Here is a 26,896-nt window from a genome sequence, read left to right on the forward strand (position 1 = left end):
TTTACCTGTCCTGCCCCTTCTGTTGCGCCGCGCGGGCCCGGGGGCCTGTGAAGTACTCCTGCACCCAAGGGTGGTCGACCTTGGTCATGTCTTCAATCGGACCTTCCACCAGCACGCGCTTTTCTGCAAGAACCGCAACGCGGTCGCAGATGGCGTACAGGCTGTCCAGGTCATGTGTTACCATGAAAACGGTCAATCCCAAGGCCTGTTGCAATTCTCCGATCAATTCGTCGTAGGCCGCGGCACCGATGGGATCCAGTCCGGCGGTGGGCTCGTCCAGAAACACGATCTCGGGGTCCAATGCCAACGCTCGGGCCAGCGCGGCCCGCTTGCGCATCCCGCCTGACAGCTCTGACGGGAACTTGCCACAACTCAGCTGCGGCAAGCCGACCAGACCGATTTTCAGGCTGCCGAGCGCCCGCATCAAGCTCTCGCTCAGGCCGGTGTGTTCGCGCAACGGGGCCATGACGTTCTGAAGCACAGTCAGCGAGGAAAACAGTGCCCCGTCCTGAAAGGCCACGCCCCAGCGTTTCTCGATGCGGCGTCGGTCGGCCTCTGGGCCGTTCAGCACGTCGACGCCCAAAACTTCGATACTACCCGCAGCGGGTTTGTTCAGCCCGACAATGGTGCGCAGAAGGACGGACTTGCCGGTTCCGGACCCGCCGACAATGCCCAGCACTTCGCCGCGCCAGACATCCAGGTTCAGGTCGTCATGCACCACCTGTGGACCGAACTGGTTGCGCAGATTGCGCACACGGATCACCGCTTCGCGCTGCGCGTCCAGCTTGGCGGTCGATGTCTGAGCGGATCCATCCATGTCAGACACCGATCTCGGAGAAGAAAATGGAGAACAGCGCGTCAATGGCAATGACCATGAAGATCGACTGAACAACTGACGCTGTGGTGCGCTGGCCGACGCTTTGGGCGGAGCCCTTGACCTGCATTGCCTGCCAACAGGCGATTACCCCGATGACCATGGCAAAGAACGGCGCCTTGATCAGCCCAACCGCCAGATGCCAGACGCTGGTGTTTTCCTTCAGGCGCGTAATGAACATTCCGGGGCTTACGCCCAGGTCGATCCAGCTCATCAGGGCACCGCCAAAAAGGCCGGCGATATCGGCCACGAAGCCCAGGATCGGCAGCATGATCAGCAGTGCAAGAACCCGTGGAATGACGAGCACCTCGATCGGGTCTAGGCCCAGCGTGCGCATGGCGTCGATTTCTTCCTGCACTTTCATAGAACCGATCGAGGCCGTGAAGGCCGAACCGGACCGACCAGCCACGATGATCGCGGTCAGCAGGATGCCCAACTCGCGCAATACCGAGATCGAGATCAGCTCAACCACGAAAATTTCCGCGCCGAATTGTTTCAACTGGGTGGCCCCTTGAAAAGCCAGAACCACGCCGATCAGAAACCCCATCAGCGCCACGATGGGCAGGGCCTTGAACCCGGTTTCCTCCATCTGCGACACGACCGCGGCGCGGCGCAGGCGCCACGGCATGATCATCGTGCGGCCCAGCCGGTGCAGGGTCAGGCCCAGAAAGCCGAGGATCGACATGGTGTCGCGCCCGGCGCCCACTGTTGATTGGCCCAGGCTCTCAAGCCATGGCATGAAACCTTTTGGCGGGGCCTCGGCGGGAATGTCCTTGGGAATGTTCTCCGAGACGGTTTCCAGCAGCGCGGAATGTGCCGGTTTCAACCCGTCGAATGCCACGGTCGCCCCCATGGCAGCGCAGCGGTTTTTCAGGTCCGCGATCAGCCACGCGCCGCCGGTGTCCAGCGCATCGATGTCGGACATGTCGACCGTCACACGCGCCGCATCCGGACGGGTGGCGCGAAAGGCGTCTTCGACGGCGCTCAACGACTGTGTCAGCATTTCGCCAGACACAATCACGCGCGCTGTGCCGCCTTCCTGTTCGACTGCAATCGAGGGTTTCGTCATGCCGGTATCAGACGGGAAACCGTTCCGGGCCGCAATGGCTTTGTTCAACCGGGCGGCGATTTGGGTGCGGGGGTTACCGGTTTGCACGGCCCGGGTCGCCCTAGAGTCGAGAATTGGCGCAAAACCGGTTGCCTGCCCGAGGGAACCCCGACACAGTCCGCACCGTCGAACACCAGTTTTCCAATGGGAATCACGGCATGAGCCAAGCAGGAAATGTTCTTTTCATCATCATCGACCAATTGCGGGCCGATTGTCTGCGCGGTGCTCTGGCTGATCATGTCGACCTGCCCAATCTGCGCGCCTTCATGGACGAAGCCGTTTCGTTCGACCGGCATTTTTCCGTAACCAATCCCTGCGGGCCGTCCCGCGCCTCGATCCTGACCGGGCAATATGCGATGAACCATCGTTCGGTCCGCAATGGAACGCCGCTGCGCCATGACACGCCAAACATCGCCACCGAGATGCGAAAAGCCGGCTATCTGCCGATGCTGTTCGGCTATACGGACACCTCGGCCGATCCACGGGTTCATCATCCGAATGATCCCGCGGTGAAGACTTACGAAAACCCGATGCACGGGTTTCACGAAGTGCTCGAAATGCGACTTGAGGAGTCCTTTCCTTGGCGTTCCTACTTGATGCGCCAGGGATACGAGTTCGAAGACTACTGGGATCTCTACAAGCCGGTTTCGCCGGATGGGTCGGCCCCAAAACTGAACGACCCGGCCCCTTACAAGGCCGAGGACAGCGACACCGCATTTCTGACCAATAGGTTTCTGGACGGAATTGCCGCCTATCGGAACTCGGGATGGTTCGCGCATTTGACGTATATCCGTCCGCATCCGCCACTGGTGGCCCCCGCGCCCTACAACCGGATGTACGATCCCGACGCGTTGCCTTTGCCAAACCGTCTACCCAGCCCCGAGGACGAAAAGGCCGTGCACCCGTTCTTTGGACCCGCTCTGGACTCGAATACACCAAAAGACTGCGTGCAAGGTTTTTCCGAAGTTGGGCCGACGGATGAGAACACGCAGACCCTGCGGGCCGTCTATCTTGGATTGGCAACCGAGGTTGACCATCATATCGGCCGGGTCATCCGCTTTCTCAAGGACAGCGGCCAGTATGACGACACGCTGGTGGTGATCACTGCGGATCATGGCGAGATGCTGGGCGATCATTATTCCTGGGGCAAAATGTCAGTGTATGACGCGGCTTACCACACGCCGTTGATCATTCGCCTGCCCGGCAACGCTCAGATGGCCGGCCAGCGCGTCGAAGTGCCGACCGAGTCAATTGATGTCGCACCCACGATCCTGGACTGGGTTGGGCAAGAGGTCCCGAACTCGATGGATGGTCGATCCTTGCTGCCGCTGCTGCGTGGTGCCGTGCCAGAGGACTGGCGCCGGTATTCCTTCAGTGAGCTGGACTTTGCCGATCCACTGACGCCCACTCAGTTTCAGAGTGATCTTGGAACGGGTCACAGCAACTCGTGTCTGGGCATCCTGCGTAACGAGCGCTTTACCTTGGTCGAGTTCGCAGCTGACCTGCCGCCGTTGTTGTTCGACCACCACGGTCGGGGCGAAGCAGAGAATGTCGCCGCAAACCCTGACTACGCAGCTGATTTGGCGCGGCTTGGTCGTGAAATGCTGCGCCACCGTATGCGGAACATGGATCATTCCCTGTCCCTGCATTCCGTGACATCCCAGGGGCCGAAGTCGGTGCGCAGGTTCGATTGATCCAGGCGGTTGCCGACGATTTTTCACACCTGTGCCGCCGCTGGCGGACACAGTTCCGAGCGGCTCGGTAGCCAAACAAATCCAGATAACTCAATGGACAAACGGTCCTCGTGGGGTATCGTGACCTTGGAAATTCCTGCGCTGATCGCAATCGTCCGGGCCTCCGGACAGCTGACGTTCAGGGTGGACTGAGCGACGCAACAAACCCGAAAGGCGCAGTATGGTCGATTGGCTGGTGAATATCCTGCAAACCTATCCGGAACTGGCTGTCTTCCTCGCCATCGGCATCGGGTTTTTGGTCGGACCAATCAAGGTCATGGGGTTCAGTCTGGGTTCGGTAACGGGCACCCTGTTGGCGGCCGTCGTGATCGGGCAGGCACAGATCAGTATTGATTCAGCGGTGAAGTCCACCTTCTTCATCCTGTTCATCTTCGCAGTTGGTTACGGCGTTGGGCCGCAGTTCATTCGCGGTCTCAAGGTCGACGGCGCGCGCGAGGTGCTTTTTGCGCTGAGCGTCCTCGCCCTGTGTCTGATCGTGCCGGTCGTGTCGGCCAAGATCGCCGGGCTCGAGCTTGGCTACGCCGCGGGCCTTTATGCCGGCTCGCAAACGATTTCTGCGGCGATCGGAGTGGCGACGGACCAGATCAACCAGTTGGGTTTGTCGGCCGAGCAGGCCAAAACCTATTCCAACCAGATCCCGGTCGCCTATGCGGTGACATATATCTACGGCACGATCGGGTCGGCGATCATTCTGGCCAAGATCGGCCCGCGCCTGATCGGTGTTGACCTGGTGGCCGCCTGCAAGGAATACGAGGCCAAGCTGAGTGGCGGCGAAGATGTCGAGACCGGAGGCGGCATCGTTTCGGCCTATCGCGCGATCGAGGCGCGCGCCTTTGAGATTCCCGAAGGCAGCGAATTGCTCGGCCAGCCGGTCAAGGACCTTTTGCCCGGTGTTCGCGTCTATGCCGAACGCCTCAGCCGAGGTGGCAAGATCGTCGAGGTTGATGCGGACACGGTGCTGCAAGCGGGTGATGTCGTGATGTTCTCAGGCCGGCGCGGTGATCTTGTCGGAGCGCTCGAGCCCAGCCTCAAGGAAGCCGATGCGCCCGAGCTGCTGAGTATCCCATCGGAAAAACTGGACGTTTTGATCACAAGCAAGGACGTGCACGGCAAGACATTGGATGAGCTCAGCAAGATGCCTCAGGCCCGTGGCGTGTATGTGTCGAAGCTGACGCGGAACATGATTGATCTGCCGCTGCTGCCGGGCACGGTTCTGCATCGCGGTGACATTCTGACCATTCTGGGCAGCAAGCGCCATGTCGAGGCGGCCATCGCCGAAATCGGGTACGCCGACCGGCCCGTTGACACGACCGATCTGGCCTTTGTGGGCTGGGGCATTTTCATCGGGGGTGTCATCGGCACGCTTGCAATTACAATGGGCGGTTTTCCGATCAGCCTGTCTACCACTGGTGGCGCGTTGCTGGCCGGGCTGCTGCTGGGGTGGCTGCGCACCGTTCACCCGACCTTCGGTCGCATTCCCGCACCGTCGCTGTGGTTGATGAATACGCTGGGCCTGAATGTCTTCATTGCGGTCATCGGGATATCGGCCGGGCCCGGTTTCGTGGCCGGTTTGCAGCAGGCGGGTATCGCGCTGTTGTTATGGGGTATTGTGGCCACGTCTTTGCCGATGATTTTCTCGGTTTATGTCGGGCATTACATATTCAAGTTTCATCCCGCCATCCTGTTTGGCGCCTGCGCGGGCGCCCGGACCACGACGGCTGCGCTCGGCATGATCCAGGAGGCCGCGCAAAGCCGGATTCCGGCCCTGGGCTACGGCATGCCCTACGCGATCGGAAACACCCTGCTGACGATATTCGGGATGGTCGTCGTTTTGATCCTCAGTTGATTTGAAAAGGTCTTGAGTCATGGACAGATTAAAGCTGCACGATTACGAAGCCCTCAGCCCCTTTCAGATCAAGGACGAGCTGATCAAGCTGGCCTCGGTCGAGGCGCGCAAATCCAACAGCGCCTTTTTGAATGCCGGCCGGGGCAATCCCAATTGGGTCGCCACCCGCCCGCGTGAAGCGTTCTTTGCGCTTGGCCAGTTTGCCGTGACCGAGTCGCGCCGCGTCATGAATCATCCGGCGGGTCTGGGGGGGATGCCGGCAATGGCAGGTTGCCATGACCGTCTGTTGGAGTGGGGCAAGGCCAATTCCGAGATGCCGGGCGCCGACACGCTTTTGGATGTAGTCGACCACGCCATCCGGGCCTTTGGTTTCGACGCCGACGAATTCGTGCACGAGCTGACGGACTCGATCATCGGCGACAACTACCCTGTTCCCGACCGTATTCTGAAACACAACGCCGCCATCGCCCACGAATACCTGATGTGGGCCATGTGTGCCGGGCACCGTCCCGATGCGCAGTTCGACCTGTTTGCGGTGGAAGGCGGCACAGCGGCCATGTGCTATATCTTCAAATCGCTCAAGGCCAACCGGCTACTGAACCCGGGCGACACGATTGCCCTGTGCACGCCGATCTTCACGCCCTATCTCGAGATGCCCGAACTTGAGGATTACAGCCTCGCGTCCGTTCACGTTGAAACGGACGAGGAAGATGGGTTCCAACTGACCGATGCTGCAGTCGAAAAGCTGAAGGACCCCAAGGTCAAGGCCTTCTTTCTGGTCAATCCGGGCAACCCGTCGTCGGTGGCCCTCAGCGATGCTTCTCTGCGCAAACTCGCGGATCTGGTCGAGAACCACAGGCCGGACCTGATTGTCCTGACCGATGATGTGTACGGCACTTTCGTACATGATTTCACCTCGGTCATGGGCTACATGCCCCGCAACACTATCGGCGTTTATTCCTATTCAAAATATTTCGGCTGCACCGGTTGGCGGCTCGGCGTGATCGCCGTCGCCCAGGATAATATCTTCGACGAAAAGCTCGCCGCGCACCGGGCCGAGATCAAGCAGAAGCTCGACAAGCGTTACGGCACGCTCAGCCTGCACCCCAGCGAGATCAAATTCGTCGACCGGCTGGTGGCCGACAGCCGGGATGTGGCCCTGAACCACACCGCCGGATTATCCCTGCCGCAGCAAGTCATGATGACGTTGTTCTCGCTCTGCGAGTTGGTCGACACAAAGAAAGCCTATCAGGCCGCCTGTATCGAACTGGTGCATAGACGGTTCCACCTGCTGACCGAAGCCTTGGGGATCGAGGTCCAGCCGGGTGATCACTATGATGCCTACTACGGCATCATCGACTTCGAATTCTGGCTGCGAAAATACGTCGGCGAAGAGGTCGTGGACTGGATCAAGAAGAACGTCCACCCGTTGGACATCGCGTTCAAACTGGCCGAGGACTATGGGATCGTGCTGCTGAACGGCAGCGGTTTCGATGCGCCGAACTGGTCCGCGCGAGTATCTTTCGCCAATTTGCCGGATGAGGCATACACCCAGATCGGTCGCGCTGTCCGTTCGGTCGCGCGCGGTTATGTGCAGGCCTATCGGGCGGCGAACAACAAGCCACTTCACGGTTGAATCGCCGTTAGCGGTCACGGTCATTTTCTGCGCATGTGACATCGCGGATGTTGCGTTTTCCGGCTTTATTGATAAACCCGAGTAAATCTGAATCATCGGGAAAAATTATCTATAAAATGTCGGCTACATCGAACACTTGGACCCGCGAAACCGCTCAGGCCATCTATGACCTGCCGCTGATGGATCTTCTGTATCGGGCGCAGACCGTACATCGCGAGAATTTTGACCCCAACAAGGTGCAGATGTCGCGGCTTCTGTCGATCAAGACCGGCGGCTGCGCCGAGGATTGCGCCTATTGCTCGCAATCCGCGCGCAACGGCTCCAAGCTGAGCGCCTCGAAACTGATCGAGGTCGAACGTGTTCTGGCCGAGGCCCGCAAGGCGCGCGAGTCCGGCTCGACCCGGTTTTGCATGGGCGCCGCCTGGCGTGAGCCCAAGGCGCGTGACATGGATGCGCTGGTGGCGATGATTCAGGGCGTCAAGGCGATGGGCATGGAGACCTGCATGACGCTGGGCATGCTGGACGACACCCAGGTGGTGCAGCTGCGCGATGCCGGGCTGGATTATTACAACCACAACATCGACACGTCCGAGCGTTACTACCCCGAGGTCATCACCACCCGCACCTTCGCCGACCGGATCGACACGCTGAACCGCGTGCGCGAGGCGGGTATGAAGGTCTGCTCGGGCGGCATTCTGGGCATGGGCGAAAACGGCGAGGACCGGATCGACATGCTGGTGACGCTGGCCAACCTGCCCGAGGCGCCGGACTCGGTTCCGATCAACATGCTGATGCCGCAGGCTGATACCCCGTTGGCTGACGCCAAGCCGGTCGACCCGATCGATTTCGTGCGCATCATCGCGCTGGCGCGGATCATGATGCCGAAGTCCCACGTTCGTCTGTCCGCTGGCCGCAGCGACATGAGCGACGAGATGCAGGCCATGTGTTTCTTTGCCGGTGCCAACTCGATCTTTGCCGGCGACACGCTGCTGACCGCCGAAAACCCCGAGGAAAGCAAGGACGCGATCCTGTTCGCCAAGCTGGGCATCCAGCCGATGGAGGCGGAGTCCGAGGCCCGCGTGGACGCGGCCGAATGACAGCGACCGCAAGGCTGGGCAATGCGCTGAAGGTGCTGGAATCGCGCCATCGGCTGCGCAGGCTTGCGCCCCGCACGGGGCTTGATTTCGCGTCCAACGACTATCTGGGCCTGGCCGGGTCCGACGTTCTGAAACGCGCGGCGCAGGACGCGCTGGACCGCGGCGTTCCGCTGGGCTCGGGCGGGTCGCGCCTGCTGCGCGGCAACCACCCCGAGCACGAGGCGCTGGAAGCCGAGGCCGCCGCCTTTTTCGGCGCCGAGGCGGCGTTGTACATGGGCGGCGGGTTTCAGGCCAATCAAGCCATTTTTTCGACCCTGCCCGCAGCCGGGGATCTGATCCTGCATGACGAGTTGGTCCATGCCAGCGCGCATGAAGGCATGCGGCTGGGTCGGGCCGAGACCCGTGGCTTTGCGCATAACGACATTTCGGCGGCCCGCGCCGTGCTGGCCGACTGGCGCGCGCAAGGCGGTACGGGCCAGGTTTGGATCGCGGTCGAAAGCGTCTATTCGATGGAGGGCGATCTGGCCCCGTTGACCGCCCTGGCCGAACTGGCCCGAGCCGAGCAGGCGGTGCTGGTGGTGGACGAGGCCCACGCCACGGGCGTCTTCGGCTCGAACGGGCAGGGGCTGGCCCATGGGTTGGACGCCGAGGTGCTTACCCTGCACACCTGCGGCAAGGGGCTGGGCGCCAGTGGCGGGCTGATCTGCGGACCGCGTGAAATGATCGACACACTGATCAACCGGGCACGGCCGTTCATCTTTGCAACGGCCCCATCGCCGTTGGACGCCGCAATCGTGCGGGGCGCGCTGTGGGCCGTCGGACAGGACCCGGGCCTGACTTTGGCCGCGCGCGACCGGATGGCCCATGCCCATGCCGAGGCCGCGCGCCTGTGCGGGTTGACCGGATTTCACAGCCAGATCATGCCCGTCATTGTGAGCGAGGACGCGGCCACGATGGATCGCGCCGTGCGACTGCAACAGAGGGGCTTTGACGTGCGCGGCATCCGCCCACCCACGGTGCCGCGCGGCAGTTCGCGGCTGCGGGTGTCCATCACCGGCAACGTGGGCGCGCAGGACATCACGGCGGTGTTTCAGGCCATCGCCGAACAACAGGCAGGAACCGCATGACCACAGTGATCGTGACCGGAACCGACACCGGTGTCGGCAAGACCGTGTTTTCCGCCGGGCTGACCGCCGCCCTCGGCGCGCAGTACTGGAAGCCGGTGCAGTCGGGGCTTGAGGAGGAGACCGACAGCCAGATCGTGGCGCGCTTGTCCGGCCAACCAGTCCTGCCCGAGACCTATCTGCTGAACCTTCCCGCCTCGCCGCACCTGTCGGCCGAGGCCGAGGGCGTCGAGATCGACCTTGACCGGCTGACCCTGCCGCAGACCGATGGCCCGCTGGTGATCGAAGGGGCAGGGGGCGTCATGGTGCCGCTGACCCGGCAGGCCTATTACCTTGACCTGTTCGCCCGCTGGCAGGCACCCGTGATTCTGGTGGCCCGAACGGCCCTGGGCACGATCAACCACACGACCCTGTCGCTGATGGCGCTGCGCGGGGTCGGTTGCCCGGTGGTTGGCGTTGCCTTCATCGGCGACCCCGAACCCGAGGTCGAACAGACCATCATCCAGATGTCGAAGGTGCCCCACCTGGGACGCCTCGGCCAGATCGAGAGTCTGACACCCGACACCCTGCGCCATGCCTTCGAGGCGATCGACATGGACACGATCCGAGGTGCCCTGTGACCCCGCTGGAATTTGACGCCCGCCACCTGTGGCACCCCTACACGAACGTGGCCGATCCGGGTCCGATGCATCTGATCGACCGGGCCGAAGGCGTGTATCTGTACCGCGAGGATGGGGTGAAGATGATCGACGCCATGTCCTCGTGGTGGTGCGCCATCCATGGGCACCGTCACCCGGCGATCACTGCCGCCATGCAGCAGCAGCTGGACCAGATGCCCCATGTCATGTTCGGCGGTCTGACCCACCGGCCCGCCATTGATCTTGGCCGCAAGATGGTGGCCTTGCTGCCCGAGGGGCTGGACCGGATTTTCTATTGCGACAGCGGCTCGGTCTCGATCGAGGTGGCGATGAAGATGGCGGTGCAGTTCCAGATGGCCCATGGCCGCACCGACAAGGTCGAGTTCGCCACGATCCGCGGTGGCTATCACGGCGACACCTGGAAGGCGATGAGCGTCTGCGACCCCGTCAACGGCATGCACGGGCTGTTCCGCGGCGCGCTGTCGATCCAGCACTTCCTGCCGCGCCCGTCCGTCCGCCTGGGCGATGACTGGCCAGAGGACCCGGCGCAGAACGGGCTCGACGCCTTGGAACAGTTGCTGCGGGACAAGGCGCACAGGCTGGCTGCGCTGGTGCTTGAACCGGTCGTGCAGGGCGCGGGGGGCATGTATTTCTATCACCCCGAATGGTTGCGCCAGGCCAAGGCACTGTGTCAGGCCCACGACGTTCTGGTGATCTTCGATGAAATCGCTACCGGATTCGGCCGCACCGGAGAGCTGTTTGCCACCACCCATGCGGGGGTGACGCCGGACATCATCTGCCTGGGCAAGGCGCTGACGGGGGGGCATATCTCGTTCGCCGCGACCGTGACCACCGAACAGGTGGCCCATGGCATCGGCAACAGCGAGGCCGGCGTGTTCATGCACGGCCCAACCTACATGGCCAATCCACTGGCCTGTGCGGCTGGCATCGCCAGCCTGGGGCTGCTTGAAGACAGCGACTGGCAGTCCCGTGTACGGGCCATCGAGACGCAGATGAAGGCCGAACTGGAACCGGCGCGCAGCCTGCCCGGCGTCGCCGATGTGCGGGTGCTGGGCGCCATAGGCGTGATCGAGATGAAGGACACCGTCGATCCGCGCATCGCCCATCGGCGGGCGCCGGAAACCGGTGTCTGGCTGCGTCCCTTCGCGCGCAACATCTACTGCATGCCGCCCTATGTGATCTCGGGCGACGAGCTGAGCCGGGTGACGGCGGCCATGGTCGAACTGGCGCGAGGCGACGCATGAGGCGGCACTGGCTGACCCGTGACGGCGGAGCGCAGTTGACGCTGGTGTTCGGCGGTTGGGCGCTGGGGCCTGCGCCGTTTGCGCGCCTGACCGGGGCGGCGGATGTTCTGGTGGTGGACGACTATCGCAACCTCGATGACGCGTTGCCCGAAACCGGCGACTATGACACGGTCCGCTTGCTGGCCTATTCCTTCGGGGTCGCGTCGGCCGCGCATTGGCTGGCGGGTCACGGGCTGATGTGCATCCGCAAGGTTGCGGTCAACGGCACGCTGTTTCCTGCAGATGCAGACCGGGGCATCGCGCCCGAGACGGTGGCGGCCACGGCCGATGGCCTTAGCGCGGCTAGCTTTGCCCGGTTCTGCCGCCGCGCCGGGCTGGAAGGCCCCGCGCCCGGGATCGATTTTGCCGCCGCGGCCGAGGAACTGCGGGCCATCGCGGCGCGCGGACCTGCGCCCGATCCCGGGTTCGACCGGGTCTGGATCTCCGCTTCGGACCGCATCGTTCCGACGGCTGCGCAGGAAATGGCCTGGGGCCAATCGGACACCGTGCGCCGCATCCCTGGCCCGCACCAGCCTTTCGCGGCGGGGCAGACCTGGGCGGAGTGGTTCGCATGAACGCCATGCCCACCGACCGCATCCGGCGCAGTTTCAGCCGCAGCTTCGGCAGCTATCACTGCGCCGCTGGCCCGCAGGCCCGGATCGCCCGCGCATTGGCGCAGCGGCTGGTCGATCTCGGGGCGCCCAGCCATTTTGGCACCCTGTTCGAAATCGGCTGCGGCACCGGCCATCTGACCGAGGCGCTGCACCAGCAGTTTTCGTTCACCCGGTCCACGCTCAACGACCTGATGGCCGAGGCCCAGGAAACTGCGCGGCGATGGGGCGCGGATTTCCTGCAAGGCGATATCCGAAATGTGACATGGCCCGCGCGGCCCGACCTGATCGCCTCGGCCTCGACGGTCCAATGGCTGGATGATCCGGCGGCCGTGGTCCGCCGCGCCATGCATCAGGTCGCACCCGGTGGCTGGGTGGCCATTTCGGGATTCGGCCCCGACCAGTACGCCGAGCTTTCCGCGCTGGGGTCGGCGGCCCGCGCGCCCGGCTTGCGCGCCCCCGATGATCTGGCCGCAGGCATCGGCCCCGATGTTGAAATCCTTGACCTGTGGCAGGACCGGCAACCGCTGTGGTTCGACACGCCTTTGGACGTGCTGCGCCACCTGCGTCAGACCGGGGTGAACGGCCGCGCGGCGCAGGTCTGGACCCGCGCCGATCTGACCGACTTCAGCACGCGCTATCGCGCCGCGTTTTCCGGCCCCGAAGGCGTGCGCCTGACCTATCACCCCGTCTGGATCATTGCCCGCAAACCCGCCTAGGGGCCAACCGGTCGCATCCGGCCCCTCTACACCTGCCCGAAAACTGGTGATAGGCCTGTGCCCAGGGGAGGATCGGCGTGGACATATCCGAACAGCGCATCAAAGAGATGACCACCGCAGGGCTGAACCTGATTGGTCAGGCCCTGTCGATCTATGACGACCAGTTGCGCCTTGTGGTCAGCAACAAGCGTTTTCAGGAAATGTTCGACCTGCCCGAACGCCTGGTGCAGCCGGGCGCGCTGTTCAGCGACACGATCCATTTTCTGGCCAGCCGGGGCGAATACGGTCACGACCAATCGGTCGAGGATCTGGTCAGTGTCCGGGTCGAACAGGCCTTGGCGTTCGAGCCGCACTACATGGAACGCGTGCGCCCCAACGGGCAGGTGATCTCGATCGAGGGCGCGCCGCTGCCCACCGGTGGCTGGGTCGCCGTCTATACCGACATCACCAGCACCAAACGGGTCGAAGAACTGCTGCGCAGCCGGTCCGAGGAGCTGTCGGACCAGTTGCTGAGCCATGCCGAAGAGCTTTCGGCCACCAACCGGCAACTGGCCGCCACGATCAGCGCGCTGGAAGAGGCCAAGCGCCAGCTGACCGAGATCGAAGCGCGCACCCGCATGACCACCGAGATGATGCCCGCACATATCGCCCATCTGGATGCCGAGGGGCGGTATGATTATTCCAACCGGCGGCTCAGTTCGGTCCTGCCGGGGCGGCCGTCGGACATCCTGGGTCTGCACATCTCGCAGGCCCTCGGCGCGCATGCTTACGAGCGGGTCCGGCCGCATCTGAAACAGGCCTATGACGGGCAGGCCTCGGTGTTCGAATTCACCGAGGATCAGGATTCGCGCCGTATCCGTGTCTCGTTCACGCCCGATGGCACGGGCGGCGTCTATATCATGTCGGTGGACATCACCGAGGAAACGCAGGCCCGCGTGGCCCTGCAGCAGACCCGACGCCGGGCGATGGCCGCGCAGATGACCAGTGGGCTGGCGCATGATTTCTCGAACCTGCTGACCATCATCCTGGGGATGCAGGCCAAGCTGGAAAAGATGGACCTGCCCGAAGACGCCGCCGAGCTTGTCGCGGCAACCCAGCAGACCGCGCGGCGCGGCGGGCAGCTGCTGAACCGCATCGCCGACATGACCGGTAACCGCACCCCGCAGCCGCAGGCCACCGACATGCGCGGCCTGCTCGAGGATCTGCGGGTGCTGGCTTCGCCTTCGCTCCCGCGTGGGGTGGGGCTGTCGGTGGTCAACACCCTGCCCGACGAGGCGCTGATGCTGGACCCGGGCATGGTTCAGGACGCGTTGCTGAATCTGGTGCTGAACGCCCGCGACGCCTGCGGCAGCAGCGGTCAGATCACCATCAGTGCCCACGCGATCGGCCGGATCTGGGTGGAAATCACCGTATCCGATACCGGTCCGGGGTTTTCGCCGGATGCGCTGGACAAGGCGCTGAACCCGTTTTTCACCACCAAGGGCAGCAAGGGGTCGGGGCTGGGCCTGCCGATGGTTTATGACACGGTGAAGCTTGCAGGCGGAGACCTGCAACTGCGCAACACGCCCTCGGGCGCATCCGTAATGCTGCGGCTGCCCTACCGGCCCGCGCCGCCCGTTCAGTCGGGCTTGGCGCTGCTAGTCGAGGACAGCGACGATCTGCGCCACCAGTTCCGCGACATGCTGGTCGATCTGGGGCTGTCGGTAATCGAGGCGACCTCGGCGGATGAGGCCCTGGTTCTGGCCAACAGCTTGGACGACATATCGGTGATCCTGTCGGACATCCGGCTGGAGGGCGCTGCCACCGGCATTGATCTGATCGAACGACTTGCTCTACCACTTCCGGTGATCCTGATGACCTCGTTGCCCTATGATGATCCGCTGCACCGTCAGGCTCTTGCCAAGGCGCCGGTCCTGCGCAAACCCTTCACCCGCGCGCAATTGTCCGCGCTGATCCGAACCGAGGCCGCTACATGACGCAACCCCTGGTGACCATTCTGGACGACGAACCCGAAATCCGCCGGATTCTGACTGAGGCGCTGGAGGATGCCGGGTTTAGAACGCAGAGCTTTGCCCGCGCCCGTGAATTCGAAGCGTCTCTCAAACGGGTCACGCCGGATGTCTGCCTTGTGGACCTGTCGCTGCCCGACACCGACGGGCTGGCGCTGGTGCATCGGCTGGCGCTCGAACAGGGGGCGGCGGTCATCATCATCTCGGGGCGGGCACAGGTGCAGGACCGGGTGACGGGGCTGGAATTGGGGGCTGATGACTACATCACCAAACCCTTTGACCCGGCTGAGGTGGTGGCCCGCATCCGGGCCCGTCTGCGCGCGCCCAAGGCGCAGCAACACCACTCGGACGTGGCCCGGTTCAACGGCTGGACTGCCTATTTTGATCGCTATGTGCTGGAGTCCGATACCGGCACTGAAACGCCGTTCAGCCATGCCGAAGGCGAAGTGTTGCGGTTGTTCCTGGAAAGTCCCAAACGCCTGATCAGCCGTGCGCAGATGCAGGAAACATTGGGTGGCGCGGCCGGTGAAAGCTTTGACAGGGCGATGGACGTGCGTATTTCCCGCCTGCGCACGAAGCTCGGCGAAGACCCAAAAAACCCGCGCCTTATCAAGACGATATACGGCGCGGGGTATATCTTTCTGGGGGATGTCGCATGGGATTGACCAATTCCGCGGGCTGGAATTGACCTACGCGACGCCGAACCAAACTACTGGTGAAGCGCTCCTGTTTCTTAGGCTGCCTCTGGAAATCCAGCTGAAGTGACCTTAACTTCTGCCGGCTGCACTTTTTCGGTGCAGTGTTGAAGCGCGTAGTTATGGCAGCTTGCAAACTCTGCGCTGACGCGCAAGAAAGCGTCAGCTTGATTTGGAGACCCTTATGATCAGGAAAACCTGGGCCAAGTGGCGATCCGGCCATATCGGTCGGCTGGTGGGCGACAGCTTGCGGGCGCAAGGCAAGAAATATGCGGTTGCCATGTTTGCCATGATGATCGTTGCCGCGACCACCGCAGGGACGGCTTGGATGATGGAAAACATCGTCGATGCCATGACTTCGCCTGACATGCGGTCTCAGGTTCATATCATCGCGTCAGCCGTAATCGTGCTGTTCTTGGTCAAGGCGCTGGCTTCTTACGTCCAGTCCGTGTTTCTGGCTCGCGCCGGCAACCGCATCATCGCCGAGCAACAGGAGAAGTTGTACAAAAAACTGCTTCGGCGTGGAGTGGATTTCTTTTCCAAAAGCGAGTCTTCGGACCTTCTGATGCGTGTGACCCGGGGCGCGGGTGCAGCGCGAACGCTGGTCGACGTGATCGTGACCACGTTCGTTCGGGATGCGCTGACACTCGTGGGCCTCATCTTTGTGATGGTCTATCAGCAGCCTGTGCTTTCGGCGTTGTTTTTCATCGTTGGGCCGGTTGCGCTGCTGAGTGTGCGCTATCTTTTGAAAAGCGTCCGCGCGATCATGCAATCCGAGTTGAGGTCTGTTTCCGAGATCATCCGCGTTCTGCAAGAAACATCCTCAGGGATTAAAATCATCAAGGTTTTCGCACTGGAAGACCGAATGACCGAGCGGATGACCGCAGCCGTGCGCAGCGTCGAAAAGCGATCGAACGAAATTGCCAAGCTGCAGTCCATTGCCAGCCCGATGATGGAATTCCTTGCCGGAGTTGCCGTTGCCGGCGTGTTGGTCGTCAGCACCATGGGAATTGCCGGGACTGAACCGCCGACCGCGGGTCAGCTGATGTCCTTTATCACGGCGCTTCTGATGGCCTATGAACCGGCCAAGCGGCTGTCCCGGATGCGGGTGACCATTGAGTCCACGTTGGTTCCGATCGAGATGATGTTCGAACTGCTGGATCAGGAAGACCCAATGCGCGAAAGTCCGCAACCGCAAGAGCTGCGGTCCGGTCCGGGCGAGGTACGCCTGCGGAACGTCACCTTTGGCTACAGCGGCGGCATGCCTGTGATCAATGGAATGAACCTGACCTTCGAGGCCGGAAAGACAACCGCTTTGGTGGGGCAGTCGGGTGGAGGCAAGTCGACCATCTTCGGGCTCATCATGCGGTTCTACGATCCTGACCAAGGCTACGTCGAGATCGACGGACAGAATTTGCAGGATGTCAGCTTTGCCTCATTGCGGCGCAAGATTTCTTATGTTGGCCAGGATACGTTTTTGTTCTCCGCGACGGTCATGGAAAACCTGCGATATGCCCGTCCCGATGCGACCGAGGACGAGATTCGCGATGCGGCCAAAGCCGCGCATGCGCATGATTTTATCATGTCGCTGCCCAAGGGATACGACACCGAAGTCGGTGAGAACGGTGCGTTTCTGTCTGGAGGACAGAAACAGCGTCTGGCAATTGCCCGCGCCATTCTTCGGAAGGCTGAAATTCTGCTGCTCGACGAAGCCACCAGCGCGTTGGATGCTGAGTCCGAGGCACTGGTGAAGCAGGCTTTGGATAAGCTGACGGAGAACGTGACCACGATCGTCATTGCTCACCGGCTGTCGACCGTGCTTGAGGCAGACAAGATCATGGTTGTCCAGGACGGTCAGGTGATCGAACAGGGCAAGTTGGATGAGTTGATGGAACAGAATGGTAGCTTCCGCCGCCTGTTCGATCAGCAATTCAAGACACCGGCTGCGTGATCAATCCCGTAAAGCCTGGTTTTTTACCTTGAGAACAGGCTGGATGAGATAGTCGAGAACGGTCTTCCTGCCGGCCAGAATGTCAACTTGTGCGATCATTCCCGGAATGATCTCTACCGCCAGTCCATCGGCGTCCAACAAGGTGCCGCTGGTTCGGATCTCGACCACGAAGACTTCCTCGTCCTGCCGCTCTGACCGTGTAATCGTATCCGCGCCGATGCGAACAATTTCGCCATCCAGCGCGCCGTATCTGGCAAAATCGTAAGCGGTGATCTTGACCTTCACCTGCTGACCCGCACGCAGGAACGCGATGTCGTCAGGGCGGACATAGGCTTCGACCAGAAGGTTGTCGTCCAACGGAACGATTTCGACCAGATCCTCGCCGCTGCGGGCCAAGCCGCCCAAGGTCGTGCGGTGGATTCGGTTGACGATGCCCCTGACTGGCGCACGAACCTGCGCGCGCGCCGCGCGGTTCTCCAACGCGGGCAGGGTGGGCTCAAGCGCCGCAAGCTGCGCAGTGGCAATGGCAAGATCGGTCAATGCCGCGCTGCGAAACCGGCTTTTGGTGGCCGTGATGCGGTCATCGATTTCACTCAGCCCGGTTTCCAGACGGCTTGCAGCGGCCTCGGCCCTTACCTTGCGGCCCTTCCATTCCGCCTCGCTGCGTCGCAGGGCTAGCAGAGTTGTCGCAGGCTCCATCTTGCGGCGGACCAGCGGCTCCATCAAAGCGCGCTCTTCGGACAGGACCTTGAGTGTTTCTTCCGCAGTGACCCGGTCCACCAACCCCTCTTCCAATTCGCGCTGCTTCTGCTCACGTTGGCGTTCCAGAATGGCGATCTCGTCGGCCAATTCCGATTTTCGGCCGAGATACAGAGCCGTTTCCGAGCGAACGACGTCCGGTGCTTGTTGAACAAGCTCGGGCTCGAACCGCAAATCGGATCCGTCAATTTCGGCCTGCAACCGCTTAATACGCGCCCGTAGTCCCAATGCCCGTTGCCGCTCGGTGTCCAGCTCGCTGCCGATTTGCGTTGCGTCCAATTCCAGCAGCAAAGCGTTCTTGTCGACGATCTGACCCTCTTGAACATGAACAGCCTGAAGAACCCCAGGTTCGGTTGCTTCGATCACCTGAACGTCGCCTGACGGTACGACGCGACCGTCCGCGCGGACCACGTCGTCCAGTTCGGTGACGAAAGCCCATGCGCCGGCGGTCAACATGCAGCCCATTATGGCCAGCAGCAATACCGAGCCGCGAAACCCCGAGCCGCCGTTCATCTCGCGGGCCAATCTTGCAAGGTCAGGATGCCGCGACATTCATGTGCCTCCGCGCGTCTTTGGCTCGGTTGGTGAAAACTGACTTGACGGCGTCAACGCCCACTTTGCCGTTTTCGATCACGATGACCCGGTCGACCAGTTCCAGCAGACTTGCCCGATGGGTAACGATGACCATAGTCGTATCCGCAGCCGCTGCTTTCAGCCGCTGAATGATGTTCGCCTCGTTCGCGAGATCCATCGCGCTGGTGGGTTCGTCCAGCAACAGGACGGGCGGCTGCCCGATCAATGCCCGGGCTAGGGCGATCGTCTGACGTTGCCCGCCCGAGAGCCCCTCACCACGTTCGGCCAGCATCAAATCGTACCCGCTGGGATGCCGCGATACAAAGTCTTCAACGCCCGAAATACGTCCGGCCCGGATCAGATCTTCGTCGCGCGGGCGGACGGCGCCGGCCGCGATGTTTTCGCGGACCGAGCCCGAAAACAGCCAAACATCCTGTAGGACCGACCCAATGTTGCGCCGAAGGTCCCCCGGATCAATCTGGCGGATGTCAATCCCATCCAAAAGAACCGAACCGACACGGGGTTGATACAATCCCAGAAGCAGTCTTGCGATGGTGCTTTTTCCTGATCCGATCCGCCCGAGAATCGCAACTTTCTCCCCCGGTTTGATGTCGAAGGACACGCCTTTCAGTGTGTCCTCATCCTGGTCTGGGTAGGCGAAATACACGTTGTTGAACGTGATACGCCCTTTGAAGTTGGAGCGGCTGATCCAGGTGCGACCCGATGGCCGCTCGCTGTCGGCTTGCATCATTGCGTCAAGGTTCCGGTAAGCACTGCGCGCCTGGTTGAACCGGGTCAGGGTTTGTGACAGCTGACCAAGGGGTGCCAAAGCCCGTCCAGTCAGCATCACTGAGGCGACCAAAGCGCCCATGCTGGTTAGGCCGTCCGCTATCAGAAAAACACCATAAAACACGATCAGAACCTGGGCCGCCTGTTGCGTGAAACCGGTCAGATTCAATGCGAATTGAGTGATGGCACGCGACCGAACACTGTTGCCGGATTGTCGTTCGATCGCCTCTTCCCAGCGTCGCCGCATCGTACCGTCCGCAGTTGTCGTCTTGATCGTTTCCAGACCGGCCAGAGTTTCGATCAGCACGGATTGCTTTGACTGGCCATCAAAAAAACTGCGTTCCGCCAAGCGGGACAAAAGCGGCTGAATGGCGAGCCCGGCGATCAGCACGATTGGTACGGCGAGAGCTGGGATCAGAACCAGCGGTCCGCCGACCATGTAGATCGTAAGCAAAAACAGACCGATGAACGGCAAATCAACCACCATGACCAGCGTAGCCGACGTGAAGAACTCGCGGAGTGTTTCGAACTCACGCACCGTGTTCGCCATGGCGCCGGTTGATCCGGTTCGGGACTTCATCTGGATATTCAGAAGTTGATCGAAAACACGCCGACCCATCAACATGTCGGCATTCCGACCTGCCCTGTCGATGAAACTGGCGCGCAGGATCTTCAGCACAAAATCAAAAAACAGCGCGATGCCGACACCGATGGTCAGGGCGACCAGAGATTCCACGGCTTCATTTGGCAGAACCCGGTCATAGACGGTCATGATGAAAACCGAGGTTGAAAGCCCCAGAATATTCGTCAGAGCCGCGGCCAGAGCAACCTGCAAGTACGACCACCGATTGGCCACAAGCGCTGATCGGAACCAGTGACGGCTCGGCTGGCTTGGGTTGTTTTTGATTTCCTCGGAGTATGCTCGACGAAACAACATCGCATAGCCGGAATAGACGGCGTCGAGCTGGCATTCATCCATCTCACCAATGCTGTCTCCAAGCTCTGGGTCGTGGATCAACAGACGGCCAGACTTCGAACGGCCATGGTAGACCACGGCCCGCTGGTCCTCGAGCAACAGTATCGCCGGTGCGAGGCTGGGATCAAACTCCGACAGCCGGCGCGGCCCGAAGCCCGCCTGCAATCCATGGTCATGGGCCAGTGCGATCGCGTCCTGCACCTTCAACCCACCAGAGACCGAGGATTGGGCCGCCAAAAGGCTGGCTTTGGTCAATGGCCGGCCAAGCTCTGCCGCCACATGCAGCAGACATTCCTCAAAGTTGGTGAGGGGCAGGGATGTAGGAGGCTGGCTGCGTTGGGTCATGGTCAGTTGCCCCATGTTCTGAGCTGGATGCCGAGCAGATCAATGATGTCGCCCGTAAGGCTGAGCGCGGCGTAGTTCGTTAGGAAGAAATTCTGCTCCGCCAGGATCAGTCGCTCTTGGGCGTTCACAAAATCGCGCTGCGCGTCCAGTATTTCGATTAGGCTGCTGCGCCCGATCTGGAATTGCTCTTGAGTGGCGGCAACGCTGTCGGCATTTGCGGCAACTGCGATGCGGGCCTCGCGCAGACGCTGGGCGCCGGCCTTTTGGTCGGATCGAATGAAACCTAGCTCGCGCTGGATTTCCCGAACAAGAACCTCACGGGCATATTCCGCTTGTTTGACCCGCGCTTCGGCGGCGGCAATTGCAGCCCGCCGTTGACCGGTGCTGTCCAGCTCGTAGTTGACCGAGAGGTCTACGCCGAAATTCGCGTCCCTGCTGTCGTCCTGGTTGGCAAATGCCGAAACCCGCACGTCCGGCTGACGCCTCGCAGTTGCGGCAGAGCGGTCTGCCTGTGCCGCCAGAACCGCAGCGTCTGCGCGTCGAACCTGCGGGCTGTCCATCACGATGACGGCGTCGCTTCTCGACAGGTTGGGCGCTGGGACAGGGGGATCCAGTTTGCCTGGTGGGGTACCGAACACCTCTTGGAATCGCGCATTGGCACGATCAGCCTGAGCCCGGGCATCCGCCAACTTGGTCCTGGCATCCGCGACCCGAGAACGCGCCGTCAGAACGTCGGCAGCGGAACCGGCCCCTTGCGCGGCGCGGTCGGAGATCTGCTTCTCGATCTCCTCATGGCGACGAACGTTTTCTCGAGCGATTTCAACGATTTTCCGCCGGTCGATGACCAACACATAGGTTTCAATTGCGGCAAGGGCCGTCGCGGCTGCGGTTTGAAGCTGATCGCCGCGGCTTACGAGCACGCGGGCCCGTGCCGCTGCCAAGTCTCCGGCGGCAGCTCCCCCGTCGTATACAAGCTGTGATACCCGCAGATATGGCGATACATCCGCAACATCTGAATCCACCCGTTCCGATCGGGCATTTACGCCAAGTGACACCTGCGGAAGAAAGGCTCCTTCTGCCGCGTCCATATCTGCAAAGGCGGCGTCAACGCCGGTCTCGCTCTGCGCCAGGTTCGGGCTGGTTTCTACCGCGCGCCGTATTCTCTGGCCAAATGAACTGCGAGTCAGATGGTTTGACGGCTTAGTCGCGCCAGCACCCGTTGATCCCTCTGAAAAAGCCATCTCAACCGGGGCAAGATCCGGAACCGGCTCACAAGCCGCAGTGAGCACGGCCACCAAACCGATCAGCAGAGGTAAGATGAGTCGATCAAAGGTAGGCATATTTGGCCTCCGCGTCCGACAAGTCTCGTTCCGTGGCAATGGCATCCAAGAATCTCACAAGGTCGGAGTCCCTGCCGTTTGCGGGAGTGCTGATCACCTTGGGAGAATGCGTCTGGCAGTGGTGCATCCACAGAAGATGGTTGAGCGAGACTTGATGAGCGTAAATCAACTGCATCGCTCCACTAGATTGCAGAACCGTTGTCTGCGCCGGCCCAAGTTGGTTGAAGCGTCGAAAGTCTACGCTCATCCAACCGTCGGGCAACTCCGCATCCTTAAAACGGGTCAATTCGACGAATAGGCCCAATTCCTTTATCAGCGCGCAGGCACGTCGGGTTGCGTTGCGATCGGCCAGAAAGCTCTTCAAGAAGCCCTTCAGGGTTTCCAGTTCAGAGGAGATCGAGCCGTCCTTTGCGAAGAACGGGCTGCCGGATTGGTCACAGGACACGAGTCCGGTGGTTTCATCTACAACAAGCTTGCCTGAGTTGGTGCGCGATCCTGCTTCGCCACCGACCATTTCGATTGAGAACGGATGGCATCTCAGCAAGGAAGGAACATAGGTGGCCCGCCAGCGTCCTTGGTCCGAAACAAATGGTGTTTCCGGAGAAGCTGCGGTCGCCAGAATAGCATGCGGCGATACCCCGCCCCCCGAGGATCGAAAAGCAATTGGAAAAGAGGCGGCTGCTTCTGAGACTTCCGCACTTACGATCTCGTACTCCAATCTGCAGCGCGCAAAATCGTAGGATGAAAATCTGTGCCACGAGCGATCGGAATGTCTGTCGAAAGTGACGGGTACTGGGCCGTTCTGTGCCATTGATGTCTCCGCTGGTCCGTTAGGAAGGGCCGGGGCGGCCCCACCTTTTCATGTTTGTCAGGATCAACTTGACGCGCCGGTCGGATCGGTATGCAGTATGTTGTCGCTGCTCAGACCGCTCAGATCACCCAGGCCGTCAAACTGCGCGACCGTGCTGACCGTGGCTGAGGTTGGGGCGGAATAGTCCACCTTGACCAGCACACTGTCAGTTCCATCGCTGGCCAGCAGATAGATCTCATCTCCGGCTTGAGCCCCGGTAAGCGTTTCTGCGGCGGCTTCCAGAGTATCGGTTGTCAGATCGGTGAGTGTGGTTGTCAGCCCTACAAAACCTGTGTCGGTCGCGATCATGTCGCCAATCGCGAGTGTTTCGACACTTGTTCCATCACCGCGAAGCGATGAGACATCCAACCCGCTGAACATAATGGCGTCGGCCATGTCGGCTGCAGGCCCCAGGGTGAAACCCGTTACGATATCGGTGCCGTTGGCCGTCGGGTCCGCTTCGAAAACGATAAGATCTCGGCCAGCGCCGGACAGATCGATCACATCGTCGCCGTCCCCACCGCGGATGACATTGTCGATACCCGTGGCCGCCAATGCGTCTGCGCCGTCTGTTCCCAATACCCAATGGGTCGGGCCACCGTCGGGCGTGTTGATCGTCAACTCGATCGGCTTCGTCGGGTCCAGCACCGTCATCGTGAACGTGACGACAGGCTGGGTCAGGTCGCTAAAGCTTGTCGCGGCCCCGCCAAAACTGATTTCCGCCGCCCCGTTCGGGTTTGCCAGAAACAGATCAAAACCGGTGTTTTCGACCTCGGATCCCATGTCATAGGTCACGACCGCGGGGTCAAAACCCAAGTTGGCCGTGAAAGCCAACCCACTGGATATGTCCCGGTCCGCTTCGGCATGTATTTCGAAAGTTATCGTCGACCCGCTCCGGCCTGCCTCGGAAATGAAATAGGCCGCTGGAACGTGAGCCGTCGCCTGTTCTGTCGCGGGTAGGGGGTTCGGTCCTCCGGCAACCGTCGCTGAAACCGAAAAATCCAAAAGGTCACCCGCCGTTGTGCCCGAAAACGCCGTGGCAGGTACGTTCAGGCTCCACGTGCCGTTGGCCGCGACCGTGGCTGTGCCGACAGAGACCGAGTTCAGCATCACCTCAACGGTTTGTCCCGCGCCGAGACCTATGGATGAACCGCTGACTGTCAGGCCGCTGGATTGCGCGTCACTCAGCGAAACCGCGTCGTTGGTTCCGACTTCATTCAAGGTCAGGATGGGTCGGTAGTCGGTGGTCACCGAGGCTGCCGCCTGAGAAGCGGGGTTGCCAGCGGTGTCCGAAACCGATGCGGTGATAGAATAGGTTGTTCCGTCAGAAAGCGCGTTCAGATCAGCTGTAGGTATGGTGGTCGACCAGACCCCACCCGAAGCGGTGGCTGTGTAGGTCTGCCCGTTCAGCCCTACAGTAATGGTTTGCCCATCTTCGGCTGTCGTTGTCCCCGATACTGTCAGGTCGCTGTCCTTCTCGGTGACGTCTAGAACCGATCCAGTTCCCAGGGGGGTCAGTGAGATGGTCGGGGCGCTGAAATCGGTGTTGAACCCAGTCGAAGTCGTCTGTGTATTTCCGGCTGCGTCGCTGACCGACGCGGAAATCGTGTAGGATTCGGCATCTTGCAGGCCGCTAAGGTCGAGGGGTGAAGCGGTGTAGGTCCACGCGCCACTCGTCACTGTAGCGGTGCCTGAGACATCCACAGTCCCGTCCGCTCGTTGAACTTGGATCGAGACGACCGTTCCATCAGGCGCGTCGGAAATGCCGGAGACCGTCATTCCGCCGGATTGCTCTGCCAGGTTCATGGTGCCCCCGGCCGATACCGTCGAGATTGACAGGGCGGGGGCCGTAAAGTCCGTGTCGAAGCTGCCAGTGGCCTGTGCGGCCGGGTTCCCAGCAAGGTCCGAAACATCGGCGGTCACGGTGACGGTGGCACCGTCGGAGAGGCCGACCAGATCGGCTGTGGGAATGCTGACACTCCAGTTGCCACCTGAAACGGTGGCGCCGTAGGTTTGACCGTTCATTCCAATGGTCACGACCTGGCCGTCTTCGGCGGTCGTCGTTCCGGATATGCTGAGGTCGGTTCCCTGTTCGACCGCGTTCATGACCGCGCCGTCCGAAAACGTGTCGATGCTTATCGTTGGGGCGGTCGCGTCTTTGGAAACTCCTGCACTCGCCTGTGGGGCCACGAGGCCATCGGCATCCGTCACGTCGGCGGTGATGGTGAAAGTTGCGCCGTCGGCCAGGGCAATCAAATCCGCGTTCGGCACGGTCACGCTCCACGTCCCTCCGGACACAGGGCCCGTGTAGGTCTGACCGTCCAAAGTTACCGTGACTGTCTGGCCATCGGTTACATTCCCGGTTGTGCCGCTGATCGTCAGATCTGCTCCGGCTTCGGCCGCGTTCAAGACCGCACCGACGGGCAGAGGCGAAATAGAGATAGACGGTCCGCTCAGGTCCACGGGCACCGAAACCGCAGCAGGCGTGGCCGGGTTTCCGGCGGCATCGCTGATCGTGGCACTGATGTTGATGGGGCTACCGGTGACCAGAACGCCGAGGTCGGCTGTGGGAACTGTCACACTCCAAACACCGCCTGAAGCGGTTCCGCTGTAGGTCTGGCCATTGAAAGTCAGCACAACCGGTTGGCCATCTTCGCCGGTCGTCGTGCCGGTAATCGTCAGGTCCGATCCGACGTCCACAAGGTCGATCTGGCCGCCTGCGACAGGGTCTATTGTTATGGCTGGGGCGAAAAAGTCAGTATCAAAGCTGTTGGTGGCTTGAGCCGCGGGATTGCCTGCGCGATCCACCACATCAGCGGTCACATTGACGGTCGCACCATCGGGCAGAGACGCCAGATCGGCGGCCGGAACCGTGACGCTCCAAGTGCCGCCGGACACCGTTGCGGTATAGATCTGACCGTTCAACCCCACAGTCACCATCTGACCATTTTCCGCATCGGTCGTACCACGGATTTCCAGATCTGACGCGCTCTCGGCCGCATTCATGACCGCCCCGTGGGAAAATCCTGTTATCGCGATGGCCGGAGCGATGGTGTCGATGTTGAACGTGGCTGTTTCGACAGCGATCTCACCTCCGGCTCCATCCAGGTGCCGGATCGTCACGGATGCGACCCCCTGAGGCAACCCTGCCGCCTCGATTTGGCTCAGCGAAACGCTCCAACTGCCGTCCGGCCCCGCTGATACGGTTTTGGTGACCGACCCGATGGTTACTTCGACCGAAACGGTGCCATCAGGTGCTGACGCCTTGGCGGTGGTGCTGTTCAGCGAATTTCCCTGCAACTGGGATAGGTTCAGGCTGGACGGGCTCGGCGACTCCGCGGGTGTCGCGGCATCTTCGCCGCCACCGCCGCCAGCGGCGGCCGCGCCGGCCAGACCCAAACCACCCAGCACCGCGCCTGCGGCTCCCATACCGCCACCACCAGCTGCCGCTGCTCCGGCGGCTTCAGCGGCCACTGCAAGCTGCGCGACTTCAACGGCCACGTCTTCGGCAATCATGATTGACCCGTTTTCCAGAACGTGCACGTTTTCCGCGGAAACCAGGACTGTGCGACCGTCCAATAGCTTCAGTTGAACGTCGCCGTTGAGCAGCAGTTTGACCGACTGGACACCGGGCAGGACATCGGCAAACTGAAATGTGCTCAACTCCTCCTCAGTGGCTTGGGCCAGCGCGGGCAAGGCCAGAAGGGCAGAGGCCAAACCACCGCCGACTCCCGATCCGGCCCATCGGCGCAGACGCGCTTTGACCCATTTGCGGACATGCTTCTCATGCCCTGCATCTGGTGAGTCCTTCTGGATGGAGACTTCGTGCGAAACAGGTTTCATCGTCATCATGTCCTCACAATCGGTGGCCGCGGATACCCGCGCGACAAGACCGAAG

At 61.4% G+C, this 26,896-nt stretch carries 19 protein-coding genes; 12 read left to right on the forward strand and 7 right to left on the reverse strand.

What is annotated here, in order from left to right; translation table 11 throughout:
- Position 1 precedes the first annotated feature (1 nt).
- Entirely contained in the window at positions 2–817 is an 816-nt protein-coding gene (locus ACR0FC_RS14330) for an ABC transporter ATP-binding protein (protein WP_170341907.1), read from the reverse strand.
- A 1-nt stretch (position 818) separates the two neighbouring features.
- Positions 819–1,943 carry an ABC transporter permease gene (locus ACR0FC_RS14335; protein ID WP_170341909.1) on the reverse strand — a complete coding sequence of 375 codons (1,125 nt, stop codon included), beginning with the start codon at positions 1,941–1,943 and terminating at the stop codon, positions 819–821.
- Positions 1,944–2,140: 197 nt separating this feature from the next.
- On the opposite strand from ACR0FC_RS14335, the gene ACR0FC_RS14340 reads away from it, so the two are divergent.
- The 12 genes from ACR0FC_RS14340 to ACR0FC_RS14395 all read left to right on the forward strand — a co-directional run bounded on the left by ACR0FC_RS14340 (position 2,141) and on the right by ACR0FC_RS14395 (position 17,366).
- Positions 2,141–3,676, forward strand: a complete 1,536-nt coding sequence (locus ACR0FC_RS14340; protein WP_170341911.1) for a sulfatase-like hydrolase/transferase — start codon at positions 2,141–2,143, stop codon at positions 3,674–3,676.
- Between the two features lie 220 nt (positions 3,677–3,896).
- On the forward strand, positions 3,897–5,582 hold the full coding sequence (aspT, locus tag ACR0FC_RS14345; protein ID WP_170341912.1) for an aspartate-alanine antiporter: 1,686 nt from the start codon (positions 3,897–3,899) through the stop codon (positions 5,580–5,582).
- Positions 5,583–5,601: 19 nt separating this feature from the next.
- A complete protein-coding gene (locus ACR0FC_RS14350; protein ID WP_170341914.1) occupies positions 5,602–7,218 on the forward strand; it encodes a bifunctional aspartate transaminase/aspartate 4-decarboxylase in 1,617 nt (538 codons plus the stop codon).
- Positions 7,219–7,334: 116 nt separating this feature from the next.
- Positions 7,335–8,315, forward strand: a complete 981-nt coding sequence (gene bioB, locus ACR0FC_RS14355; RefSeq protein ID WP_170341916.1) for a biotin synthase BioB — start codon at positions 7,335–7,337, stop codon at positions 8,313–8,315.
- Positions 8,312–9,442 carry an 8-amino-7-oxononanoate synthase gene (locus tag ACR0FC_RS14360; RefSeq protein ID WP_170341918.1) on the forward strand — a complete coding sequence of 377 codons (1,131 nt, stop codon included), beginning with the start codon at positions 8,312–8,314 and terminating at the stop codon, positions 9,440–9,442. Before bioB ends, ACR0FC_RS14360 begins: the two co-directional genes overlap by 4 nt.
- Complete coding sequence (gene bioD, locus ACR0FC_RS14365) at positions 9,439–10,059, forward strand: dethiobiotin synthase (protein WP_170341920.1); 621 nt, start codon at positions 9,439–9,441, stop codon at positions 10,057–10,059. The genes ACR0FC_RS14360 and bioD overlap by 4 nt, the downstream gene beginning before the upstream one ends.
- Positions 10,056–11,342: an adenosylmethionine--8-amino-7-oxononanoate transaminase gene (gene bioA, locus ACR0FC_RS14370; protein WP_170341922.1), complete on the forward strand. Its 1,287-nt coding sequence runs from the start codon at positions 10,056–10,058 to the stop codon at positions 11,340–11,342. The genes bioD and bioA overlap by 4 nt, the downstream gene beginning before the upstream one ends.
- Positions 11,339–11,956: a pimeloyl-ACP methyl esterase BioG family protein gene (locus ACR0FC_RS14375; RefSeq protein ID WP_170341925.1), complete on the forward strand. Its 618-nt coding sequence runs from the start codon at positions 11,339–11,341 to the stop codon at positions 11,954–11,956. The genes bioA and ACR0FC_RS14375 overlap by 4 nt, the downstream gene beginning before the upstream one ends.
- Positions 11,953–12,711, forward strand: a complete 759-nt coding sequence (locus ACR0FC_RS14380) for a methyltransferase domain-containing protein (protein ID WP_170341927.1) — start codon at positions 11,953–11,955, stop codon at positions 12,709–12,711. Before ACR0FC_RS14375 ends, ACR0FC_RS14380 begins: the two co-directional genes overlap by 4 nt.
- Positions 12,712–12,788: 77 nt before the next feature.
- Positions 12,789–14,687: a PAS-domain containing protein gene (locus tag ACR0FC_RS14385; RefSeq protein ID WP_170341929.1), complete on the forward strand. Its 1,899-nt coding sequence runs from the start codon at positions 12,789–12,791 to the stop codon at positions 14,685–14,687.
- A complete protein-coding gene (locus ACR0FC_RS14390) occupies positions 14,684–15,385 on the forward strand; it encodes a response regulator transcription factor (RefSeq protein ID WP_170341931.1) in 702 nt (233 codons plus the stop codon). Before ACR0FC_RS14385 ends, ACR0FC_RS14390 begins: the two co-directional genes overlap by 4 nt.
- Positions 15,386–15,599: 214 nt before the next feature.
- Entirely contained in the window at positions 15,600–17,366 is a 1,767-nt protein-coding gene (locus ACR0FC_RS14395) for an ABC transporter ATP-binding protein (protein ID WP_170341933.1), read from the forward strand.
- On the opposite strand, the gene ACR0FC_RS14400 is transcribed toward ACR0FC_RS14395, so the two are convergent.
- The 5 genes from ACR0FC_RS14400 to ACR0FC_RS14420 all read right to left on the reverse strand — a co-directional run bounded on the left by ACR0FC_RS14400 (position 17,367) and on the right by ACR0FC_RS14420 (position 26,841).
- Positions 17,367–18,677: an HlyD family type I secretion periplasmic adaptor subunit gene (locus ACR0FC_RS14400; RefSeq protein ID WP_170341934.1), complete on the reverse strand. Its 1,311-nt coding sequence runs from the start codon at positions 18,675–18,677 to the stop codon at positions 17,367–17,369.
- On the reverse strand, positions 18,661–20,808 hold the full coding sequence (locus tag ACR0FC_RS14405) for a type I secretion system permease/ATPase (RefSeq protein ID WP_170341936.1): 2,148 nt from the start codon (positions 20,806–20,808) through the stop codon (positions 18,661–18,663). The genes ACR0FC_RS14400 and ACR0FC_RS14405 overlap by 17 nt, the downstream gene beginning before the upstream one ends.
- 2 nt (positions 20,809–20,810) lie before the next feature.
- Positions 20,811–22,193 (reverse strand): TolC family protein, encoded by a 1,383-nt coding sequence (locus ACR0FC_RS14410; protein ID WP_170341938.1) that lies wholly within the window; start codon positions 22,191–22,193, stop codon positions 20,811–20,813.
- Positions 22,135–22,959, reverse strand: a complete 825-nt coding sequence (locus tag ACR0FC_RS14415; RefSeq protein ID WP_170341940.1) for a SapC family protein — start codon at positions 22,957–22,959, stop codon at positions 22,135–22,137. Before ACR0FC_RS14415 ends, ACR0FC_RS14410 begins: the two co-directional genes overlap by 59 nt.
- A 63-nt stretch (positions 22,960–23,022) precedes the next feature.
- A complete protein-coding gene (locus tag ACR0FC_RS14420) occupies positions 23,023–26,841 on the reverse strand; it encodes an Ig-like domain-containing protein (protein ID WP_254437828.1) in 3,819 nt (1,272 codons plus the stop codon).
- Positions 26,842–26,896 lie beyond the last annotated feature (55 nt).

Source organism: Ruegeria sp. BB9 (genome assembly GCF_056539345.1).